Source organism: Sellimonas sp., assembly GCF_047234585.1.
Taxonomy (GTDB): Bacteria; Bacillota; Clostridia; order Lachnospirales; family Lachnospiraceae; genus Sellimonas; species Sellimonas caecigallum.
Window position 1 is genome coordinate 71,086 of record NZ_JBKSWG010000003.1, and the last position, 17,790, is coordinate 88,875.

The following is a 17,790-nucleotide window of genomic DNA, read 5'->3' on the forward strand; positions in this document are numbered from 1 at the left end:
ACGAGGTGAGACGAATGGAATTATTAGAACTTATGCGAACAAGACGCAGTATCAGAAGTTACAAAGATGAGAAGGTATCCGAAGAAGATATCACGAAGATCGTGCAGGCAGGGATCCTCTCCGCATCCGGAAAAGCGATTCGCCCGTGGGAATTCATTGTCGTGACAGACAAAGACGTTCTTCTCAAAATGGCAGACTGCCGTGCAGGATCCGTAAAGATGCTCAAAGAAGCTCCGTGCGCCATCGTGGTAGTGGGAAATGAAGATGCATCCGACGTCTGGACAGAAGACTGCTCCGCAGCTATGAGCAACATGCATCTGATGGCACATGCCCTGGGACTTGGAAGCTGCTGGGTGCAGGGAAGACTCAGAAAAGCGGAAGACGGAAGAGATACGGAAGCATTTGTAAGAGATATCCTGGGATACCCGGAAAACTACAAACTTCAGGCCATCCTGACAGTGGGAGTGCCAAATGAAGAAAAAGCTCCGTATGAGCTTGATAAACTTCCAATGGAAAAGGTACACAAAGAAAAGTTTTAATCTCATAAAACCCTCATAAAGAGACCTCCGGCAAAATGCGCTGCCGGGGGTCTTTTTTAGAGGAAAAATCTTCGGTTGATTTTGCGGATGGAATTGTAATAAACTGTTGGCAGGAAAATGTGAATTCAAGGACAAAAAAGTACGATTCGAGGACAGGGGAATGAAAAATCTGATCAAATATAGTACAATAAAGAACGGAATGAGAAGATGTCTGTCAACAAAAAGGACAGAAGGAAGAAGGTGGGATAATGGAGTGCAGTCGCGTGGAAATCGAAGGGATCAAACTTGCGATGGCAAAGTTTCGACAGACGGACAGCCAGGATAAAAGAGACGTGTTGCTCGAGAGTATCGGATGGCTGAAAGAAAGGTATGAACGGCTGGGGGAAAAAGAAGACCTGGAGCGGATACTCTGCCATATCTGCGCATATGCAGAACTTGGATTTCCATATGAAGATGTGGAAGGATTACTCGGGCAAGTGCTGGAGTACCTGAACATGGGAAAGGAAGAAAAAGAGAAGTTTCGGACAATTTTTTTCCCAAAGGTGCCTCTGAACAAAACGAGTATAAACCGACTGTTGGGGCGCTGGTCTCCGACAAGACAATCCATGAAGATACAGGACGCCGTCAATGACATCATTCAGAAAACTGCTGACAATGAAGAAGGAGAATATGTCTATCACTGCGGGAAAATACTGGCCCAAGATGGAGAGGACACTTTGTGGGAACACACTTTCCGTCTCAAGATCGAGAATGGGGAAGCTATATTCCATAAGGTCAACGAGAACGAATATTACAGGCTGATCAAGGGAGAAAAAACCAATGATAAAAATAGTGGTAATTGATGATGACAAATGCATGCGAAGGATCATCCATGACAAGATAGCAGAGACTGCAAAAATATTTGGAAAGACAGAAATAAAAATATTTTCATCTGCAGAGAGCTTCCTGGAATATGCTGAACAGGCAGAAAAAGGAGAGGAAGGGGATATCTTCTTTGTGGATATTGAACTTGCCGGAATGTCCGGACTGGAATTCGGAAAGATCCTGCGAAGAGAGTTCCCGGGAAGGGCGCTTGTCTTCCTTACATCTCATTCTGAGTTTGCGCTGGAAAGCTATGAGATAGAAGCGGATCAGTATATACTGAAGGAACGGATGGATGAAAGACTTCCCGCAGTGCTGGAAAAGCTGATGTGCCGCATGGGAGCGGAAAAGCAGCAATTCCGGATCCTGGGAGATGGTCAGGAAAAAAAGAAAGTATATTGCCGGGACATCATCTGTATCCATAAGAAAAAGATGGGAAAATATGCGGAATATGTTACCTTCCAGGGCGAGTTCCGGGAGCGCATCTCTCTGGAACAGCTTTTAAAAGAGCTGGGACACACAGAATTCATGCTGGCAGACCGAAGCAATATTGTAAATCTCAGAAATATTACAAGGATCAAAGGAAATGTCCTCTGTATGGAACTTGGTCGGGAGCTGGAGCTCAACCGGAGCCGGATCAGCGAGGCCAAAAGAAGGATTGAGGAATACTGGGAGGAATCAAGATGAGATGGGATATCCATACAGTAATTTTGATATTGCTTTCCATGTTCGAAATGTGGATGTGCTGGCAGGTTTTGTACTGGACGGTATTGGAAAAGCAGGATCTCAAAAACTGGCGCAAGGTCATGATATGGGGGAATATCATCGGACTTGGCATTTTGCTGGGGATCAATCGGGAGATAATTTATTTTTCGAATATTATGTTTATTTTCAGTGTGCTTGTAACGGTGCTTTGTGTATTTCTTATCAAAAAAAAGCAGTTTCTATTTATTATTGAAACTACGATTTGGTATTTGGCGGGGATTGCTTTTCTCGACTTTTTCTTTGCCTTCATTAGTATGACCATTTTTGAAACCGATTTTTATCAGTTTATATATTATACGCCTTCTAAACCGGGCGCCCAAATAATACTGCTGCTATTTTCCCGAGGATCTGTCTTCATTGTATTCAGAAAGATATGGAAGAGACAAAGGATAAATCTGGAAGAGTGGAAATCATGGCTGGCAGTTGGATGCATATTACTTTGCGTTTTGCTAAGGGGATATCAGTTCTTATTATATGATATGGCAACTGGAATAAAAGATATGCATGGGTGGAGTGCAGCAGTTTCCATGCTGGGAATTTTTATAATAACAGGGGGTATCTGGGGAGTCATATATCGTTTTAAGATGATGGAAAAAGAAAACCAGACACTGTTAGTCAAAGAAGAAATGATGAGACAAAACCAGATGGAAATGAAAGCGCTAATGGATCAAAATCAGATATTAATTCACGATATCAAGAATTATCTTTTGACATTGCGCTGTTATGCAAAAGAAAAAGACTGGGAAAAACTGAATCGTTATTTAGATGAACTGTGTGAAGAATTTAGGACAAATAAAATAGTTTCATGGACGCATATTCAAATGTTGGATATGCTTTTAGCCCAAAAAAAGCAGGAAGCGGAAAAAGAACAAATTGAAGTTTATATCGAAGAAACGGTATTAGGAAATCTACCGTTTATGGAGAGAGAAATTTGTTCTATGTTTGGAAATCTGCTGGACAATGCTATCGAAGCTTGTCGAAAAGTTCAAGGTAAAAAACGTTGGATAAAAATCAGAACGAACAAGCAGAAGAATATGTTGTGCATTGTGATAGAAAACAGTATAGACAAGAAACCAATAGAGAAGAATGGGGAGCTGATTTCCGAAAAAGAAGATAAAAGAATTCATGGATATGGCTTGAAAAGTGTAAAGCGGATTGTAGAAAAGTATAGAGGAACATTTCAATACGAAATACAGGAGGATTTTTTTAACATAAAAATTATTTTTTTTGATATAACTGCTTAGGTCATTGCGAGATAAGTTGATTATCTCCACGTATTGTTCCAGGATGAACTTCGAGAGCGGATTTTCTGAAGGTGCTGAAACTCAACCGGAATAGGGTAATCGAGATTCGAAGAATGATAGAGCAAATTGGGAGGAGATAACTATGGAAATACATACAGTAATTTTGATATTGCTTTCCATGTTCGAAATGTGGATGTGCTGGCAGGTTTTGTACTGGACAGTATTGGAAAAGCAGGATCTCAAAAACTGGCGCAAGGTCATAATATGGGGGAATATCATCGGACTTGGCATTTTGCTTGGAATCAATCGGAGTATGATTTATTTTTCGCATAATATGTTTTTGCTTTGGATAATGTTGACTGCAATAACGATTTTGTTGTTGTGTGCTAAGAGAAAATGGCTGGTCTTGAGTATGACAGTGATTTTTGAGGCATTTCTTTCGATTTTGGATTTTTTCTTCGCTTTTTGTGGAATGATAGCGCTGGATGATTTTTACGATATGATTTATGTGTATGGGAACTCTCCTTGGAAGTGCCTGCTATTTGTCATGTCGCGGATAGGCATCTTTTGTGTATTGCTATGTATGAAAAAGTATAAATGGGAAAAAGAAATCTTTCAACAATCCTCATTTTTCTTTATAGCAGCAAGTGTTCTATTGGTTATTATATTGAGAATCTATCAACATATTATCGTAAATATGATTGAAGGAGTTTGGAATATCAAGTGGTGGGGTGCGGCCGGCTCATTGGCAGGTATCGTTATCATCACAGCTTTTTGTACGGGTGTGTGGTGGAAGAACCAAAATCTGAAAAAAGAGTATCAAATTTTGGAAATCAAAAGGACGTCTGAGGAAGAAAAGTATCGAGAAATGGCGCAAGCCTTAGAGAAAAACCGTATTCAGATACATGATATAAAAAACCATCTCCTGCTTCTGAGAGAGTTTGCCGTAAAGGAAAATTATGATGAACTCAAACAGTATCTGAATGAAGTGTGGGGAGAGTATACAGCAACGAAAGGAAAAATGTGGACGCAAAATGAAGTGCTGGATACGTTCTTAGATAAGAAAATGCAGGAAGCCGAAATGGAAGGAATGGAGTTCCAGATTGAGGCGGATGTGTTGAGAAGAGTTCCTTTGACCAAAACAGAACTTTGTGTTCTCTTTGGGAACCTGTTGGATAACGCCATAGAAGCATGCAGGAAAATCCAGGTTGGCAAGAAAAAGATATCCGTAAAGATCAGCCGAAAAAAGAATTTTCTGTTTATCTTTATTGCAAATACGATACAGGAGCGGCCCAGAGAGAAAAAAGGAGAATTGGTTTCCGACAAAAAGAATGCTGAGTTACACGGGTACGGGTTGAAGAGTGTGAAGCAAATTGTGGAAAAGTATGGCGGAACTTTTCAATATGAGATTAAAGACAATCAGTTTGAAGTTCATATCGCTTTTTTAGGAGATGAAAGGTAAGAGAGACATATTTATTTGAACGGATTTACCAATATACAAATTAAAAAATTATGAATGATACAACTAAATAGTAGAATCAAAAAACGGGGATTCGTTTGAGGATGTAGAGAAAATTATAAAGATAGAGTCTGGACTATCAGATTTGTACAACGAGGAGCGACAAGTTTTGCTGAGGGTCGGTACAGATTGTGAGATTTTTCTTTTACAGAAAATGAAAAGAAATTAAAGATTAGCAAAAGTCTGTAAATAACAAAATAGAAAAAATATGGACAGAAAAATGCCACTCATGGACAATATATTGAAAATAATATAATTAATTAGTAGTATACATGTAAAAGAATATATACAAAATACTAGGAGGGAAAAATGAAAAAAAGTTATATTGTTTTTGCTATTTTTACAGCATTCACGCAGGCTGTTTTTGCCGTATTGCTATTTTTAGAAAAATTTGGCGTTCTGCATTTTTACGACCAGATTGTGGGAGTCGCCATATGTGTAGTGCCAGCCGTAGGAGCAGCGCTGACGAAAAGCTGTGATGAAGAATACGAAGAAATCCAAAGATTATTTTATGTTTTGTTTGGCTGTAATTGCCTGGTCCTTGTTTTGGATATCTTGGGGATTCTCAGTTCCGGAATTGCGAATGTAATAGCCAGTGCAGCAATGACGATAGGAAGTTTTAGATTGTTGTGGCTGTACAATTATGGAAAGAAGAAAAGCAATACCTTTGATGGATTTCGGGAAATACGTAAAGAGATCATTTTGTTTACCCTGATCTTATTGGGCAGAAATATTTTTGCAGTTTTCGCCTATTCAGATGAATACATAGCAATCCTTTCCAATTTGCGTGCACTTGTGCAGGCGGCAGGATTGATGTTCGTGGGAGCAGCTCAGTATTGGGGGGAAGAATATGCATGGAGAGGCTTCTTGCAGAAACCGCTGCAGGAGAAGTTTGGAAAGCGGTGGGGGATCGTTGTGCTCGGCATCATATGGGAAACCTACCATTTCCCGCTATGGTTTACTATCTATGACCTTGCCATCTGGCAAGTCGGACTGCGGTATTTGATCACGGTAGCACTTACATTTGTGCTTGGATATTTCTATATGAAGACAGACAATATCTGGACTCCGATTTGTGGACATGCGATCTATAATGCGATGTCGGCGGGTGTACTCCCTATAGAAGCGGCGGTCAATATGGGAAAGACAGGAACGATTATTTATACACTTTTAGCGGTAGTGTGCTTTTCCCTTTTCGCATTGAAAAAGGAATACAGAAAAAAGTGTAAGGTACGGGTAAAAACAAAGGGAGTGGGAACGTGTTAGTCAAAATCGTCATAAAAAGTTTTAAGAGGGTGTCGCAAAATCGTCAAATTAGATGATTGAGCGGCACCTTCGCTCTGTTTATGGAAAAATCAGGGATCATCAAAGTTTAAGAGGGTTTTCCAAAGTTTAGGTGGGGGCTTCGTGATGGTCTGGTAAAAAATAACCTCAAAGTTGCAAATGTCAAGCACTTTTTTACATTGTTAGGTAAGATGTTTTTTACACCGTATGGTAAGGAGTTTTTTACATACCCTGGTAAGCAGATTTTTACATCGTAAGGTAAGCACTTTCTTACTTTATCCGGTAAGAAGATTTTTACATCCCTGCGTCTCCCTGTGGGTACAGGTCAGGGTGCTTCAGCCGGTAGGATTCTCCGCGGAAAGAGTAACACTTGGCATGATGCAGGATCCGGTCCAGCATTGCAGTGGTAAGTACTGGATCCCCCATCATCTCAGCCCAATCAACGATCTCTTTATTGGTGGTAAAGATGATGGAACTGGTTTCATAGGTGTCACTGATAAATGTGAAAAAGCGGTTGGCCTGTCCGCGGCTGATCGGTGTATAGCCGATCTCGTCAATGATGACAAGCTGTGCAGGTAAAAAAGGGAATCGGGTGGAACGTGGAAAGTCAAAGGAATCCCATGGGAGGTATGGCACATGGAAACGCCGGCATTCTTATGCCAGTCCTTTATTTGTGGGAGCTTACTAAGAAAAAGGAGTATGAAATACTTGCAGAACAGATCTGGAAGTATGAGGATTCCTTATATCAGGAACGGACTGGGAACTGGATCGATGTTAGAGCAAAAGGAGGAACAGAAGAAGATGCGGTGGCATGGTGCCATGGGGCCGCTGGAATCTTGTTATCCACGGTATGGTGTTATGAGCGAGTTACTGATAAGAAGTGGAAAAACCGATTGAGAACAGACGCGGAAAATTCTTCCGCAGGAAAGAATGAATCCTGGTTTTATGGCGGGGTATGGAGGAATATTGTTTTATTTGCTAGAAAGACGAGAAATTGACCTCAAATAAAAGTCTGTAAATAGTAAAATTAGAAACTTATGGACGAAAAATAACTATTAATGGACAAAATATTGAAAATATAATAAAAATATGATATAAATTAAACAAAAACAATTTTGGATTGATAAGTAGGGTCGCGCGTTCTACATAATATCAAGGAATGATTTTAATATTTAAAGAGGGATTACTATGTTAAGAAAAAAGAAATTTAAAATATTGTCAGCATTTTTGATAATGGCACTATATGGAACTTGCTTTTCCGGTTATACTATCGTAAATGCAGCGCAAACTTCGGATGTTCTCAATGAAACGGTTGAAGAAAAAGAAATTTCTCTTTCTGAATACAAGGACATCTTAATTCAAGACGAAAAATTTACGCCGGAAGAAGCTGATAAAAAAATTGAGAATCTTATCCAAAGAAGAGGGCCGGTAGATAGATTATACAGGGTTGTTAAAACTAAAACGGAAACTATCAAAAATAATTTTAAATTAGAATGTCGTGTAACCGTGTATGTATACAGAGATCAAATGTACGGGAATGTTGAAATTGACCATGCCACCGCGCCAACGATAGGATTGATTGGGCCTGTGATTAACAGTAGTTATTCTGGCAATCAAGAGGCAACAAACACACCAACTAAACTGACGGTGGATTACAATGGTCATCTATATTTTACAGTTACAGTAGGAGTAAGTGTTGGATTTGGCACCGTTTCCGCATCTACATCTACAACAGAATCATATAGTTATGGAGTAAGCGGACAATTTATCTGGAACTTATCAGAAATATAAAAATGGAAAAAAGTCAGGGGGGAATGGAATTATGAAAAAGAAGTATGCTCTATACAAAATTTGGATCCCTATAGGTATAATTTGTATTTTTTATTATATATATTTGATGATTAATAAGTATATTAATCATCTTATAGCAAAGACGGATGGGGATTTGGAGTCTTTAGAAGCTGTTCTGCAGGCAAAGAATACAATCTTTGATATCATTATAATCCTTGCTCCAATTCTCTGTATCATTATTCTCTGGGGATTTATACAATTGATAATAGATTCTAAATCGTAAAAAAAGATGTACATAATTGAAAATGTCACAGTTTAGAAGAAGTATTTGGAGCTATTGCAAAAGCAGAAAGTAGTCTGCCGGAACAATAGCTCCATTTTTACATTGTAGTATAATTCATTAATACAAAGCAGGACGGCTTCAAACAATAGAGGGAAAATTTTTACCATACAATCTACCTTATCTAAGATATTTTCCATGATAGTAGTTTTTGCGGCTGGCGGATTAGCAGATATTTTTACAGTAAGAGCTTCGATACTAATGTCAGGATGCATTACAATAGCCATTGCATTATTTAGTTTTAGAGTTTTACATAAAAGTCTGGAGAATGTGAAACATACAAAATGATGGACTCAAGAATATAGCCATATAATAGCCCTAAAAGGCGTATTCATGGCCAGCATATTGAAAGTGCAATAACCGAATGGTAATATATTTGTACAAAATATACACATGAGAGAGCAGAGTTATGATAAAAGTAGAAAATTTGACAAAAGAGTATGTAATACCCAAAAAAGAGTACAAAAAAAATATTGTGACAATCCTGAATCCGCCAAAAGAGAAAATTTATGGACTGAAGAACATTTCGTTTGAGATCAAAGAAGGGGAATTTGTAGGTCTTGTAGGACTGAATGGGGCCGGAAAAACAACGCTGGTAAAAACATTGTCCGGTATTTTGACACCAACACAAGGAAATGTGGAAGTGCTTGGATATCATCCGGCTTTGCAGAGAAAAGCATATACAAAGCATATCAGTGTCATCATGGGGCAGAAATCATCGCTGATCTATGATTTGCCGGTTATAGAGTCTTTTAAATTTTACAAAGACGTTTATCAGGTAGATCAGAGACAGTTCAAAGAAAAAATAGACATGTTGTCGGAATATCTTGGGATTGACAGGTTGCTCCATATTCCGGTGCGGAAGCTGTCTCTTGGACAGAGGATGAAGTGTGAGATCGGCGTTTCTTTTCTGCACGAACCTGAGATTATTTTTCTGGATGAGCCGACACTGGGGCTTGATATCCTCTCCAAAAGATCTATTTTGAAATTGTTGTCTGAATTAAACAGGAAGTTTGGGACAACCATGATTTTGACGACGCATGATATTGAGGATATCAGCAGTATGTGTGAGAGAATGATACTGCTGGAGCATGGAAACATCCTCTATGATGGACGTACAAGTGAATTTTGCGAACGCAAGAGATACAAACTTCTGGAGATAGATTACATCAGACCTCTGGATGTAGACGGTATAGAAGGGTACATATGTGAGGCAAAGCAGGAGGACGAGCATCATGTCGTCTGGAAGATAGAGGCAGAATATTTGCTTGAGGTAATTGGCCATCTTATGGAACAGAAAGAATCTATCAGCGATGTCAATATCAACACAGTCAGTCTCACGGAAACGATATATGAACTTTATGAGGGAAAATAATGAGGAGTATGTCTGGATTTTTTAACATAATCAGGAGATTTGCCATCATAAGTGTAAAAAAGGTCAGCGCATACCAGTTTGAATTATGGATGACACTGATACAGCTATTATTTAATCTCAGCTTTACGGTCATCTTCTGGTATACGCTGCTTCAGTTTATCCCTGCTTTTGCAGGGTGGGAAATCGATGAATTGCTGCTTTATACGTCCATGTTGTTTTTGGGCGAGGGGATTTCAGGAATATTTTTTGGATTCAGGGATATGCCGGAACGTATCCTTCAGGGAGAACTGGACAAATTTCTGACTCGGCCTGTCAATGTGATGGCGGCTATGCTTTTTGAAAATGTTTCAGTATTGTATTTTATAGAACAGATATGCGTAAGTGTGCTGATGGTAGGAGTGATCATGTGGAAATACCGGATTGCCATCCTGGTTTCACATCTGCCGATCGCCCTCCTGAATCTCATTCTCGGGGTTATAACGACCCAGTTGATCATCGGTGTGCTGACATTTCTATCTTTCTGGTTTGGGAGAATTGAAAATCTCCGGAATTTGTTTCTGGGTGTTTTGGAGGTAAAGGAATACCCCATCACGATTTTTCCACGACCGATCCGAAGAGTACTTACATATACAATTCCTGTATATTTTGCGGCGTATTATCCATGCGCATTGCTGATCGGAAAAGAGAAAGTGGATATAGGTCTGGAGGCAGTCTTATGTTTGCAGACGGTATTCTGGGTCTGGCTGTTTGGAAAGGTATGGAAAATGGGACTTCGCCGGTATGAGGCCAATGGAGGATAACATGAGAAAATATATTCGTACAATGTATATTGTCTTCAGACGTCTGAAAGAGTTTTTGGTAAATTTTATCGGACAGATGATGTATTTCCCGATAAAGTTTGCCATTCTCTATTTTATCTGGAGTTATATATATGGTAATAGCGCTGTGGACGCGTCGTATTCTTTTGAGGAAATGCTCGGGTATTATTTTATCCTGGCCATTGTACAGACTTGTATTATGCCTTGCGGGCTGGCTGCTTATGAAGAGTGGGAAACGATCAACAGTGGGAAGATGAATCTGTATCTGACAAAGCCGATCAGCTATCCAATTTATATGTATGCGGAAAAGATGGGAAGTTTTCTTATCTACATGGCAACAGGCCTTCTCTTCATCTATGTTACGGTATTTGTAATGCAATTTTTTGGCGTGGAACTAGTCGTACGGCATACGGGCTGGTTTTGCATCTCGCTGTTTATGGGATTTACCATTATGGTAAATTTATTTACGATCATCGGACACATTACATTTTGGGTAGAAAATGTCTTGTCACTTCGGGATAATCTGTGGAATATTATAAAAATATTTTCAGGAGAGATCTTCCCAATCGCCATGTATCCGCTGTTCCTGCAGAAGATTTGCGGATTTCTGCCATTTCAGTATATCTATTTCCAGCCCATTTCTATATTGCAGGGGAAAATACCTGTGGACAAGATAGTACAGAATCTGACGGTTCAGGCGGGATGGTGCCTTTTGCTTATTGTGGTAAATGCAATTGTCTGGAAGAAAGGAAACATCAGATATGTATCTCAGGGAGGATAATGAGGATTCGTACAGGTAAAAACGGGAGAGAGTTCAGAAAAGTGTTAGTAAAAATCATTATAAAAAGCTTTAAGAATAATATTAAAAAATATATTCTCTTTTTTACAAGCAATATCATTGCCGTAGCCGAACTGTTTCTGTTCTGGGGACTCAATGATATTGTACAGGAAGCGGTTCGGGATGAACTGACAGCAGAAACTCTTACAGCGGATTTCCGGGTTATGTCGAAAGTGATCGTTTTCATTGCGGTTACGCTCATCATTTATTCCTTGCAGTATTATGTCCGGCTGCGGATGAAAGATTATACGACGTTTATTGTACTTGGGATGAAAAAGAAAACATCCGTCCTGCTCTTGCTGACTGAATACAGTTTGGGGTGTGCAGGATCGCTTGTTGCGGGTCTTCTGCTGGGAAATGCCCTTCTTTATGGAGTGCAGGAAGCCATGTTCCGGCTAAAGCCGGATTTCATCACTGTGACAAGGGCCGGATTCGATGTATATAAAGAAGTGGTGCTTGTAAGTTTGGGCGTGATGGTGGTCGTGTTCGTTGGCCTGATGGTCTGGATGGAAGAGCAGGATCTGGGAAAACTGATGATAAAAGGAGAGCGAAATGAAAAACGACCGGTCAAAAAATGGTGGATAGGGATCGTTTTTCTGGGAGCAGCATTGACAGCAGTCGGAGCAGCGTTGTATAAAACTCTTGAGGATGGGTATGTCGTGGCGCCGGTTATATGGATCATCAGCCTGTTTCTTATAGTATATTTCGGCCTTGCCTTACTGCTGGAGGGGTTGAGAAAACGGCGCAAATTTTATTCCAGGCATATGATGCATCTGAATCAGCTGTACAGCCGATACCAGAATAATATGCTGGTTCTGCTGATCCTGCTGGCTGTGTATTTTTATGCAATGACGTATCCGGTATCTGATATTACGGCTGCGATTCTGTCTCAGCCAGATCGGGGAAATTATCCGTATGATGCAGTCTGGTATGCGCAGGAAAAAGACAAAGAATTTTCAGAGCAGCTGACTGAAAAATACGATGGACAGGTATCTTATTATCCTATGATAAGAATGTCCACTCGGTGGGGCAAGGAGCAGGTAGGAGTTTCCGCTTCTACATATAAAGACTTAACCGGGAAACAGGTAGAACTGGAAGGGCAGCAGATACTGGTTGGTGTGGAAACTCAGAAATCTGATGAAGGGAAACCCATTACGAATAAAACGTATCAGAAACTGTATCATTTTTTGTTTGTCGGAAAATTTGACGAAGAGGGAAAAGGTGCGTTTGAAGTCAATGAACGGGATTCAAAGCGGAACTATGAAATACAGGATATCATTAACCAAAACGTGCTGGGACAATATTTTCCGGATATGGGATCGGAAAATATGATTGTCATGTCGGACGAATATTTTGAAAGCCAATGGAAAGTGATCCAGGATAATCCGGAGGAATCATCCATGTTGACGCTCCTTTGTTTCCCGGAAGAGAAGCGGACAGAGGCTGCGGGCGAACTGAAAGCCTATGCAGAGAAATATGGGGTAAAGACGAACCTGAAGCCCCATATGCTCATGGAACAAACATTGTATGTGACGGATGATTTTCTCCACGATGAGGGGATAAGGCTGTTGTTTATGTCGATGTGCAGATTATTTATCTTGTCTGTTTTGTTTATAAGTACCTTTTTTGTCACAGGTCTTCGTTCCCTTTCCGAACAGGAATTTTACAAAAAACGGTACGATTTTCTGGAAAGCATGGGAATGAAACGCCGTAACCAGAGGAGACTTATCCGATTTGAAACGGGGATGCTGTCGTATATTGCGGCCATTGCTTCTTTTGGGATGGCATGTGTCTATATGGTCGTGCTCCTGAGTATGGAAAAAGAAGCCGGAGGAACTACGGGCTGGGAAATCTGGAAAGTGTGGGGCATGCTGGTTGTCCTGTTTATCGCTGTAAACCTGCTGGTTCAGTGGCTGTTTGCGCAGTATATGATAAAGAGGCTTGGGAAAGGGGGAAGACAATAATACATGTATTATAAAATGGAGTGATAACCTGAAAAAAAGTTATTGCTCCTTTTTTGTGAACCTCAGTTTCGTGAAAGATAGCCAATATAATGAATATCGAAATAAATATAATGATAAACATTAAATATTACTTGAGAATCATTATAAACTCTGATATTATAAAGACATAGAAAAAATTAGTAGGAGGGATTCTCATGAAAAACGATTTTTCCGTTGACACAAGCAAACAGGTAAAAAACGATTTTTTGAAAAAGATCAGGGTACCGCTGGGTATTGCATTGCTTCTTACTGGCATAGAAGTTGCGGCTGGAATATGGATGATAGTTCGCGGGATGATGATTCCGCAGTGGGATGACATAAGTATATATGAAATAGGTGTGAGAGGTTTGCATTACCTGTGTGTGATTTGTATTTTTGTATCTCTGATCAAGGTCATTTATGATGAAAAACCATTTTCACATACACTGGTGTTATGCGCCCGCATTATATGTGGCTTATATCTTCTTGGCTCGATTTTGCTTCCAAGGCTTTCTGGTTTTGAAACGAACTATGAAATTTTCAGTTTCGGCAGCTTTACATTAATCGACGGAAATTTTTTGATCAGAGCGCTGTTGCTGTATGTTTTCAGTGAGATCATTTATGAGGGATTTTCAATGCAAAAAGACATTGAAGAGATTTTGTAGGAGGAATTATGGCTATTATATTACGACTGGACAGAGTAATGGCTGATCGGAAGATTACACTCAACGAATTGTCAGCTAAAGTAGGGATATCTACGGTCAATCTGTCGAATTTAAAGACAGGAAAAGTGAAAGCAATCCGTTTTTCAACACTTGACGCCATTTGTGATGTTTTGGATTGTCAGCCCGGAGATATTTTGGAATATCAAAGAGTTCATACAGCAATAGAAGACGATGGGGCAATTCATGGCCATAATATTGAAAAAGAAATACCCGAGTGATAATATGTTTGTATAAAATGCATATATAAGCGAGGGGGATCTGTATGGAGCGTGAGGAGAGAATCAGGAAGCGTATCAGGATGATACAGATGGTCAATGGGATCATATTGACCTTGCCGATTTTTATTATGAAATTTCATATTGCAGGGGAAAATCTGTTTTTCTGGAGCGTCATTTGGAAGCTGATAAGGGAGAGAACCTTTCATCCGGATTATATCATTTTCTTCTGTGTCATGATTTTTACATTTTTGTATTTGTTCCGGACGATATGGCTGAAAAAGGGAAAAAGTGGAGAGTGGTGTTTTTATCTTCCGAAGATTACACTTTTGGTGTCGTGTCTGGCGATACCTGTTTTTTCACAGATGATGAATCCCCTTCCTTATCTGAGTTTTCCGCTTTACTATATTGTGTTTTCCTTACTGGAATGTATGATCGTTCTTTATCTGGAGCAGAAAGATGAAATAGAAGAAGAGTATCAGAAATCCAAAGTACAGGAGAAAGAAGAAAAAGAACATCTGAAACGTGCCAATTACTTTCCAGGAAAGTATTCCAGGAACTTCTACCAGGTTATCCGGAAAAACTTCCGGTATCACTGGAAAGAGCAGGGCGTTTTAACGCTGGCGGCGATACTGTCTGCGGTCTGCCTCTACATTGTGCTGGCCGTGTACCAGATGACGGAGCAGATCTACGGAGGCAAGGGAGATCAGAGTCTTTTGATGGGCGAGGGTCTCTACCGTCTGTTCCGTGATCTTGGCATGATCGTCATGGTACTTAGCATCCTCATGATGACCATCATCATATCCTGGTATATCAAGGAACAGAAAAAGGAGTTCCGGCTCATGGTCATCCTTGGGATGAGACGGCATACATCTTACCGGATTTTTTTGGTAGAGTATATTTTAAATAGTCTGCTTGCGCTTTTTATAGGTATACCGATCGGTATGGGAGGAGCCGCGCTTTTGAGAAATCAGCTGGAACAAGGGTATCAGGGAAATATATCTCTTCCTCCGGCGGTCAGTCTGAAACAGTTTGGGATAGGGGTGCTGGCCTATGTGATCCTGATGATCCTGGGGCTGGCTTTCAACCAGGATAACTTTTTATCTTTAGGACGATCTACCGACCGAAATGAGGAGATCCGAAAAGAGAAACGTCTGAGGGAAAGACTTGGGCGATGGATGGCAGGCGGCCTCTTCCTTTACCTTGTAAGTATGGTATGGTTTGGAGTACGTGGATGGACAGAGACGATGGGGATCTATCTGCTTCCGATCCTTGGGACATTCTTTTTGCTGGCAGGCGGCCTGGGGTTTTGGCTCAAGAGAAGGGAAAAGAAAGAAACTTATTACCGGCAGCTTTTGACGACGGTTCCGTTTTATCATCGGTTCTGGAGAAACACAGGCGTGCTGTTCTATATGGCGGCGCTGCAGTTTTTTATCCTGGCGGTTTTTTCCACTCCGTTTTTAAGTTCTGCCATGAGGCAGGACATCGACGGGATGTATCCTTATGATATCGTTTGTCTTTCTTATGAGGCGGATATGGAGGAAATCCAAGCGGTGGCAGAGAAATACGGCGGCAATGCAGCTGTGTATCCTATGGTGCGGATGACTTCCATTTATGGAAGTGACAAACTTTACGCATGGGGAGGAACGCGGCCGGTTCAGTGGCCGCAGGGGCAGCATATCGCCATATCGGAATCGTCCTACCTTTCCCTGAAGGAGAAGGCAGGGTACGACGTGGAACCGCTGAGGCTTACGGGGGAAGAAATGCATGTGGTCTACCAGCAGGATCTGTCGGTAAAGACGCATACCATTGACTGGGATACCAGCCGGCTGAAAAAACATCTGAGATTTGGGCAGCCGTTGTCGTATTATAACACGGGGGATTATCGGAATATCTATCCGGAAAGAAAGATTAAAAGTGAAGAGCGTGCAAGTCTTATCGGAAGTTTCCACCAGGGAATGCAGGAAAATCTGATCGTGCTGTCGGATACGTATTTTGACACAGTGTGGAAGGAAATGACGAAGTACAACCGCGATCACTGGGAGGAAAGGGAAAGTGCGGATGTCAAAGAATGGAGGATGTACCCGTATGCAGAAGAAAAGAACATGACTGAAGGGCCGACGATGCTTGTGTGTATGGAACTTCCAGAAGGGAAGAGCAGGCAGGCGGCAGAGGATCTGGGCTATCTGAGGGAGAAATATGTCTTTGATCAGATGTGGGACCGGACAATCCAGCCGTTTTATGAAAAGACCCAGATGATGAGTAATACAGAGTCGGAGATCTGGTTTACCCGGACAGCGTACGGTTTCATACTGATACTTCTGACTGTCATGGCAGTCTTCCAGTATACAGTTAAGATAAAGGAAGAAGAGAATGTCTGGAGATGGGAGAATGCATTTCTGAAGCAGATGGGGATGAAAGAGAAGGAAAGAAAGCAGAGGATCCTGTGGCAGATGAAAGTATATCTGCTGATACCATTGATTGCAGGCAGTGTGGGAGGAGTGATCTTTACCGCCTTGACAGTGAGGGCAAGGTTGTTTACCGTGAGAGAAGTTTTACAGTATATGGGAACGGCTGGGATCTTTTGTGCGGCATATGGGCTGCTGTGGCTGCTTTTGTATCTTCTGCACAAAAGGAATGTATGGCGATATGTGGAAAAAGAGAAATAGAAAGAGAGGAAGAAAAAATGCATGTGCTGGAAGTAAAAGATCTGATCCGAAACTATCAGAAAATAGCGGGCAAGAAGAGTGAGGAAGATATCAAGGTCCTGAAAGGTCTGGATTTTTCTGTGGAGGAAGGAGAATTCGTAGGAATCATGGGGAAATCCGGCTGCGGGAAAACGACCCTTCTTAAGGTGCTTGGGATGATCGACAGACAGACAGCAGGTACGGTTCGCTTTATGGAGAAGGATACGAGCGATCTGTATGGGGATGAGCTGGCAGATATCCGCAGGACCCAGATCGGATTTATTTTCCAGGACTTCTACCTGATGGATAGTCTGTCAGTGGAAGAAAACATCATGCTGCCGATGATTCTGGGAAAAGAGAACGTGGAAGTCATGACAAAGGCAGTGGCAAAGTATGCAGAACAGTTCCAGATCTCGCACTTGCTTAAGAAGAACCCATATGAGCTGTCAGGCGGGGAGAAGCAGAGGGTGGCCATCTGCCGCGCGCTGATCAATGATCCGGACCTGATCCTGGCGGACGAACCGACAGGGAACCTGGATTCGAAATCCGGAAAAATCGTGATCGATGCACTGACACGGATCAATCAGGAGTTTAAAAAGACGATCGTCATGGTAACGCACGATCCGCAGATGGCAAGCTACTGCGGCAGGATTATTTTGCTGAAAGACGGCCTGATCCTGGATAATCTGAAGAGAGGGAGAAGTCAGGAGGCATTCTATCAGGAAATCATCGGGCGGATGGCAGATCTGTAAGAATTCATTAAGAATAATTTTGCTGTATTGACAAAGAATAGAGTTAGTGATATGT

Annotated in this window: 18 protein-coding genes; 17 read left to right on the plus strand and 1 reads right to left on the minus strand. The window is 41.1% G+C overall.

Annotated features, from left to right (window positions below):
- Positions 1-14 precede the first annotated feature (14 nt).
- The 7 genes from ACLROL_RS01765 to ACLROL_RS01795 all read left to right on the plus strand — a co-directional run bounded on the left by ACLROL_RS01765 (position 15) and on the right by ACLROL_RS01795 (position 6,194).
- Positions 15-539 (plus strand): nitroreductase family protein, encoded by a 525-nt coding sequence (locus ACLROL_RS01765; protein WP_087211499.1) that lies wholly within the window; start codon positions 15-17, stop codon positions 537-539.
- A gap of 248 nt (positions 540-787) precedes the next feature.
- Positions 788-1,381 (plus strand): hypothetical protein, encoded by a 594-nt coding sequence (locus ACLROL_RS01770; RefSeq protein ID WP_413067228.1) that lies wholly within the window; start codon positions 788-790, stop codon positions 1,379-1,381.
- A complete protein-coding gene (locus tag ACLROL_RS01775) occupies positions 1,359-2,087 on the plus strand; it encodes a LytR/AlgR family response regulator transcription factor (RefSeq protein WP_413067229.1) in 729 nt (242 codons plus the stop codon). The genes ACLROL_RS01770 and ACLROL_RS01775 overlap by 23 nt, the downstream gene beginning before the upstream one ends.
- Positions 2,084-3,409 carry a sensor histidine kinase gene (locus ACLROL_RS01780; RefSeq protein ID WP_413067230.1) on the plus strand — a complete coding sequence of 442 codons (1,326 nt, stop codon included), beginning with the start codon at positions 2,084-2,086 and terminating at the stop codon, positions 3,407-3,409. Before ACLROL_RS01775 ends, ACLROL_RS01780 begins: the two co-directional genes overlap by 4 nt.
- Positions 3,410-3,535: 126 nt before the next feature.
- Positions 3,536-3,742, plus strand: coding sequence for a hypothetical protein (locus ACLROL_RS01785; protein ID WP_413067231.1), 207 nt, complete (start codon positions 3,536-3,538; stop codon positions 3,740-3,742).
- 322 nt (positions 3,743-4,064) lie between these two features.
- Complete coding sequence (locus tag ACLROL_RS01790; RefSeq protein WP_413067232.1) at positions 4,065-4,871, plus strand: sensor histidine kinase; 807 nt, start codon at positions 4,065-4,067, stop codon at positions 4,869-4,871.
- Between the two features lie 366 nt (positions 4,872-5,237).
- Positions 5,238-6,194 (plus strand): CPBP family intramembrane glutamic endopeptidase, encoded by a 957-nt coding sequence (locus tag ACLROL_RS01795; protein ID WP_413067233.1) that lies wholly within the window; start codon positions 5,238-5,240, stop codon positions 6,192-6,194.
- A gap of 312 nt (positions 6,195-6,506) precedes the next feature.
- Here ACLROL_RS01795 and ACLROL_RS01800 read toward each other — a convergent pair whose 3' ends face one another.
- On the minus strand, positions 6,507-6,848 hold the full coding sequence (locus ACLROL_RS01800) for an ATP-binding protein (RefSeq protein ID WP_405121544.1): 342 nt from the start codon (positions 6,846-6,848) through the stop codon (positions 6,507-6,509).
- On the opposite strand from ACLROL_RS01800, the gene ACLROL_RS01805 reads away from it, so the two are divergent.
- The 10 genes from ACLROL_RS01805 (at position 6,842) to ACLROL_RS01850 (ending at position 17,735) form a co-directional block, all read left to right on the plus strand.
- Positions 6,842-7,210, plus strand: coding sequence for a lanthionine synthetase LanC family protein (locus ACLROL_RS01805; protein WP_413067234.1), 369 nt, complete (start codon positions 6,842-6,844; stop codon positions 7,208-7,210). The genes ACLROL_RS01800 and ACLROL_RS01805 overlap by 7 nt on opposite strands.
- 190 nt (positions 7,211-7,400) lie before the next feature.
- Complete coding sequence (locus ACLROL_RS01810) at positions 7,401-8,003, plus strand: hypothetical protein (RefSeq protein ID WP_413067235.1); 603 nt, start codon at positions 7,401-7,403, stop codon at positions 8,001-8,003.
- Between the two features lie 749 nt (positions 8,004-8,752).
- On the plus strand, positions 8,753-9,718 hold the full coding sequence (locus tag ACLROL_RS01815) for an ATP-binding cassette domain-containing protein (protein ID WP_221919973.1): 966 nt from the start codon (positions 8,753-8,755) through the stop codon (positions 9,716-9,718).
- Positions 9,718-10,518 carry an ABC transporter permease gene (locus ACLROL_RS01820; protein WP_413067236.1) on the plus strand — a complete coding sequence of 267 codons (801 nt, stop codon included), beginning with the start codon at positions 9,718-9,720 and terminating at the stop codon, positions 10,516-10,518. The genes ACLROL_RS01815 and ACLROL_RS01820 overlap by 1 nt, the downstream gene beginning before the upstream one ends.
- Position 10,519: 1 nt before the next feature.
- The gene (locus ACLROL_RS01825) at positions 10,520-11,317 is read left to right on the plus strand and encodes an ABC transporter permease (protein ID WP_287449973.1); all 798 of its coding nucleotides are present in this window, start codon (positions 10,520-10,522) and stop codon (positions 11,315-11,317) included.
- Complete coding sequence (locus tag ACLROL_RS01830; protein ID WP_413067237.1) at positions 11,317-13,338, plus strand: FtsX-like permease family protein; 2,022 nt, start codon at positions 11,317-11,319, stop codon at positions 13,336-13,338. Before ACLROL_RS01825 ends, ACLROL_RS01830 begins: the two co-directional genes overlap by 1 nt.
- Before the next feature lie 194 nt (positions 13,339-13,532).
- Entirely contained in the window at positions 13,533-14,021 is a 489-nt protein-coding gene (locus ACLROL_RS01835; RefSeq protein ID WP_413067238.1) for a hypothetical protein, read from the plus strand.
- 8 nt (positions 14,022-14,029) lie between these two features.
- On the plus strand, positions 14,030-14,299 hold the full coding sequence (locus ACLROL_RS01840) for a helix-turn-helix domain-containing protein (protein WP_246599186.1): 270 nt from the start codon (positions 14,030-14,032) through the stop codon (positions 14,297-14,299).
- 44 nt (positions 14,300-14,343) lie between these two features.
- The gene (locus ACLROL_RS01845) at positions 14,344-16,965 is read left to right on the plus strand and encodes an FtsX-like permease family protein (RefSeq protein WP_413067239.1); all 2,622 of its coding nucleotides are present in this window, start codon (positions 14,344-14,346) and stop codon (positions 16,963-16,965) included.
- The gene (locus tag ACLROL_RS01850) at positions 16,938-17,735 is read left to right on the plus strand and encodes an ABC transporter ATP-binding protein (RefSeq protein ID WP_413067240.1); all 798 of its coding nucleotides are present in this window, start codon (positions 16,938-16,940) and stop codon (positions 17,733-17,735) included. Before ACLROL_RS01845 ends, ACLROL_RS01850 begins: the two co-directional genes overlap by 28 nt.
- The last annotated feature ends 55 nt before the right edge of the window (positions 17,736-17,790 follow it).

Bases quoted from the DNA above. Each gene is read 5' to 3' on its own strand.
- ACLROL_RS01765 (WP_087211499.1), top strand. From the start codon at position 15: ATGGAATTATTAGAACTTATGCGAACAAGACGCAGTATCAGAAGTTAC.
- ACLROL_RS01770 (WP_413067228.1), top strand. From the start codon at position 788: ATGGAGTGCAGTCGCGTGGAAATCGAAGGGATCAAACTTGCGATGGCA.
- ACLROL_RS01775 (WP_413067229.1), top strand. From the start codon at position 1,359: ATGATAAAAATAGTGGTAATTGATGATGACAAATGCATGCGAAGGATC.
- ACLROL_RS01780 (WP_413067230.1), top strand. From the start codon at position 2,084: ATGAGATGGGATATCCATACAGTAATTTTGATATTGCTTTCCATGTTC.
- ACLROL_RS01795 (WP_413067233.1), top strand. From the start codon at position 5,238: ATGAAAAAAAGTTATATTGTTTTTGCTATTTTTACAGCATTCACGCAG.
- ACLROL_RS01805 (WP_413067234.1), top strand. From the start codon at position 6,842: ATGGCACATGGAAACGCCGGCATTCTTATGCCAGTCCTTTATTTGTGG.
- ACLROL_RS01810 (WP_413067235.1), top strand. From the start codon at position 7,401: ATGTTAAGAAAAAAGAAATTTAAAATATTGTCAGCATTTTTGATAATG.
- ACLROL_RS01815 (WP_221919973.1), top strand. From the start codon at position 8,753: ATGATAAAAGTAGAAAATTTGACAAAAGAGTATGTAATACCCAAAAAA.
- ACLROL_RS01820 (WP_413067236.1), top strand. From the start codon at position 9,718: ATGAGGAGTATGTCTGGATTTTTTAACATAATCAGGAGATTTGCCATC.
- ACLROL_RS01825 (WP_287449973.1), top strand. From the start codon at position 10,520: ATGAGAAAATATATTCGTACAATGTATATTGTCTTCAGACGTCTGAAA.
- ACLROL_RS01830 (WP_413067237.1), top strand. From the start codon at position 11,317: ATGAGGATTCGTACAGGTAAAAACGGGAGAGAGTTCAGAAAAGTGTTA.
- ACLROL_RS01835 (WP_413067238.1), top strand. From the start codon at position 13,533: ATGAAAAACGATTTTTCCGTTGACACAAGCAAACAGGTAAAAAACGAT.
- ACLROL_RS01840 (WP_246599186.1), top strand. From the start codon at position 14,030: ATGGCTATTATATTACGACTGGACAGAGTAATGGCTGATCGGAAGATT.
- ACLROL_RS01845 (WP_413067239.1), top strand. From the start codon at position 14,344: ATGGAGCGTGAGGAGAGAATCAGGAAGCGTATCAGGATGATACAGATG.
- ACLROL_RS01850 (WP_413067240.1), top strand. From the start codon at position 16,938: ATGGCGATATGTGGAAAAAGAGAAATAGAAAGAGAGGAAGAAAAAATG.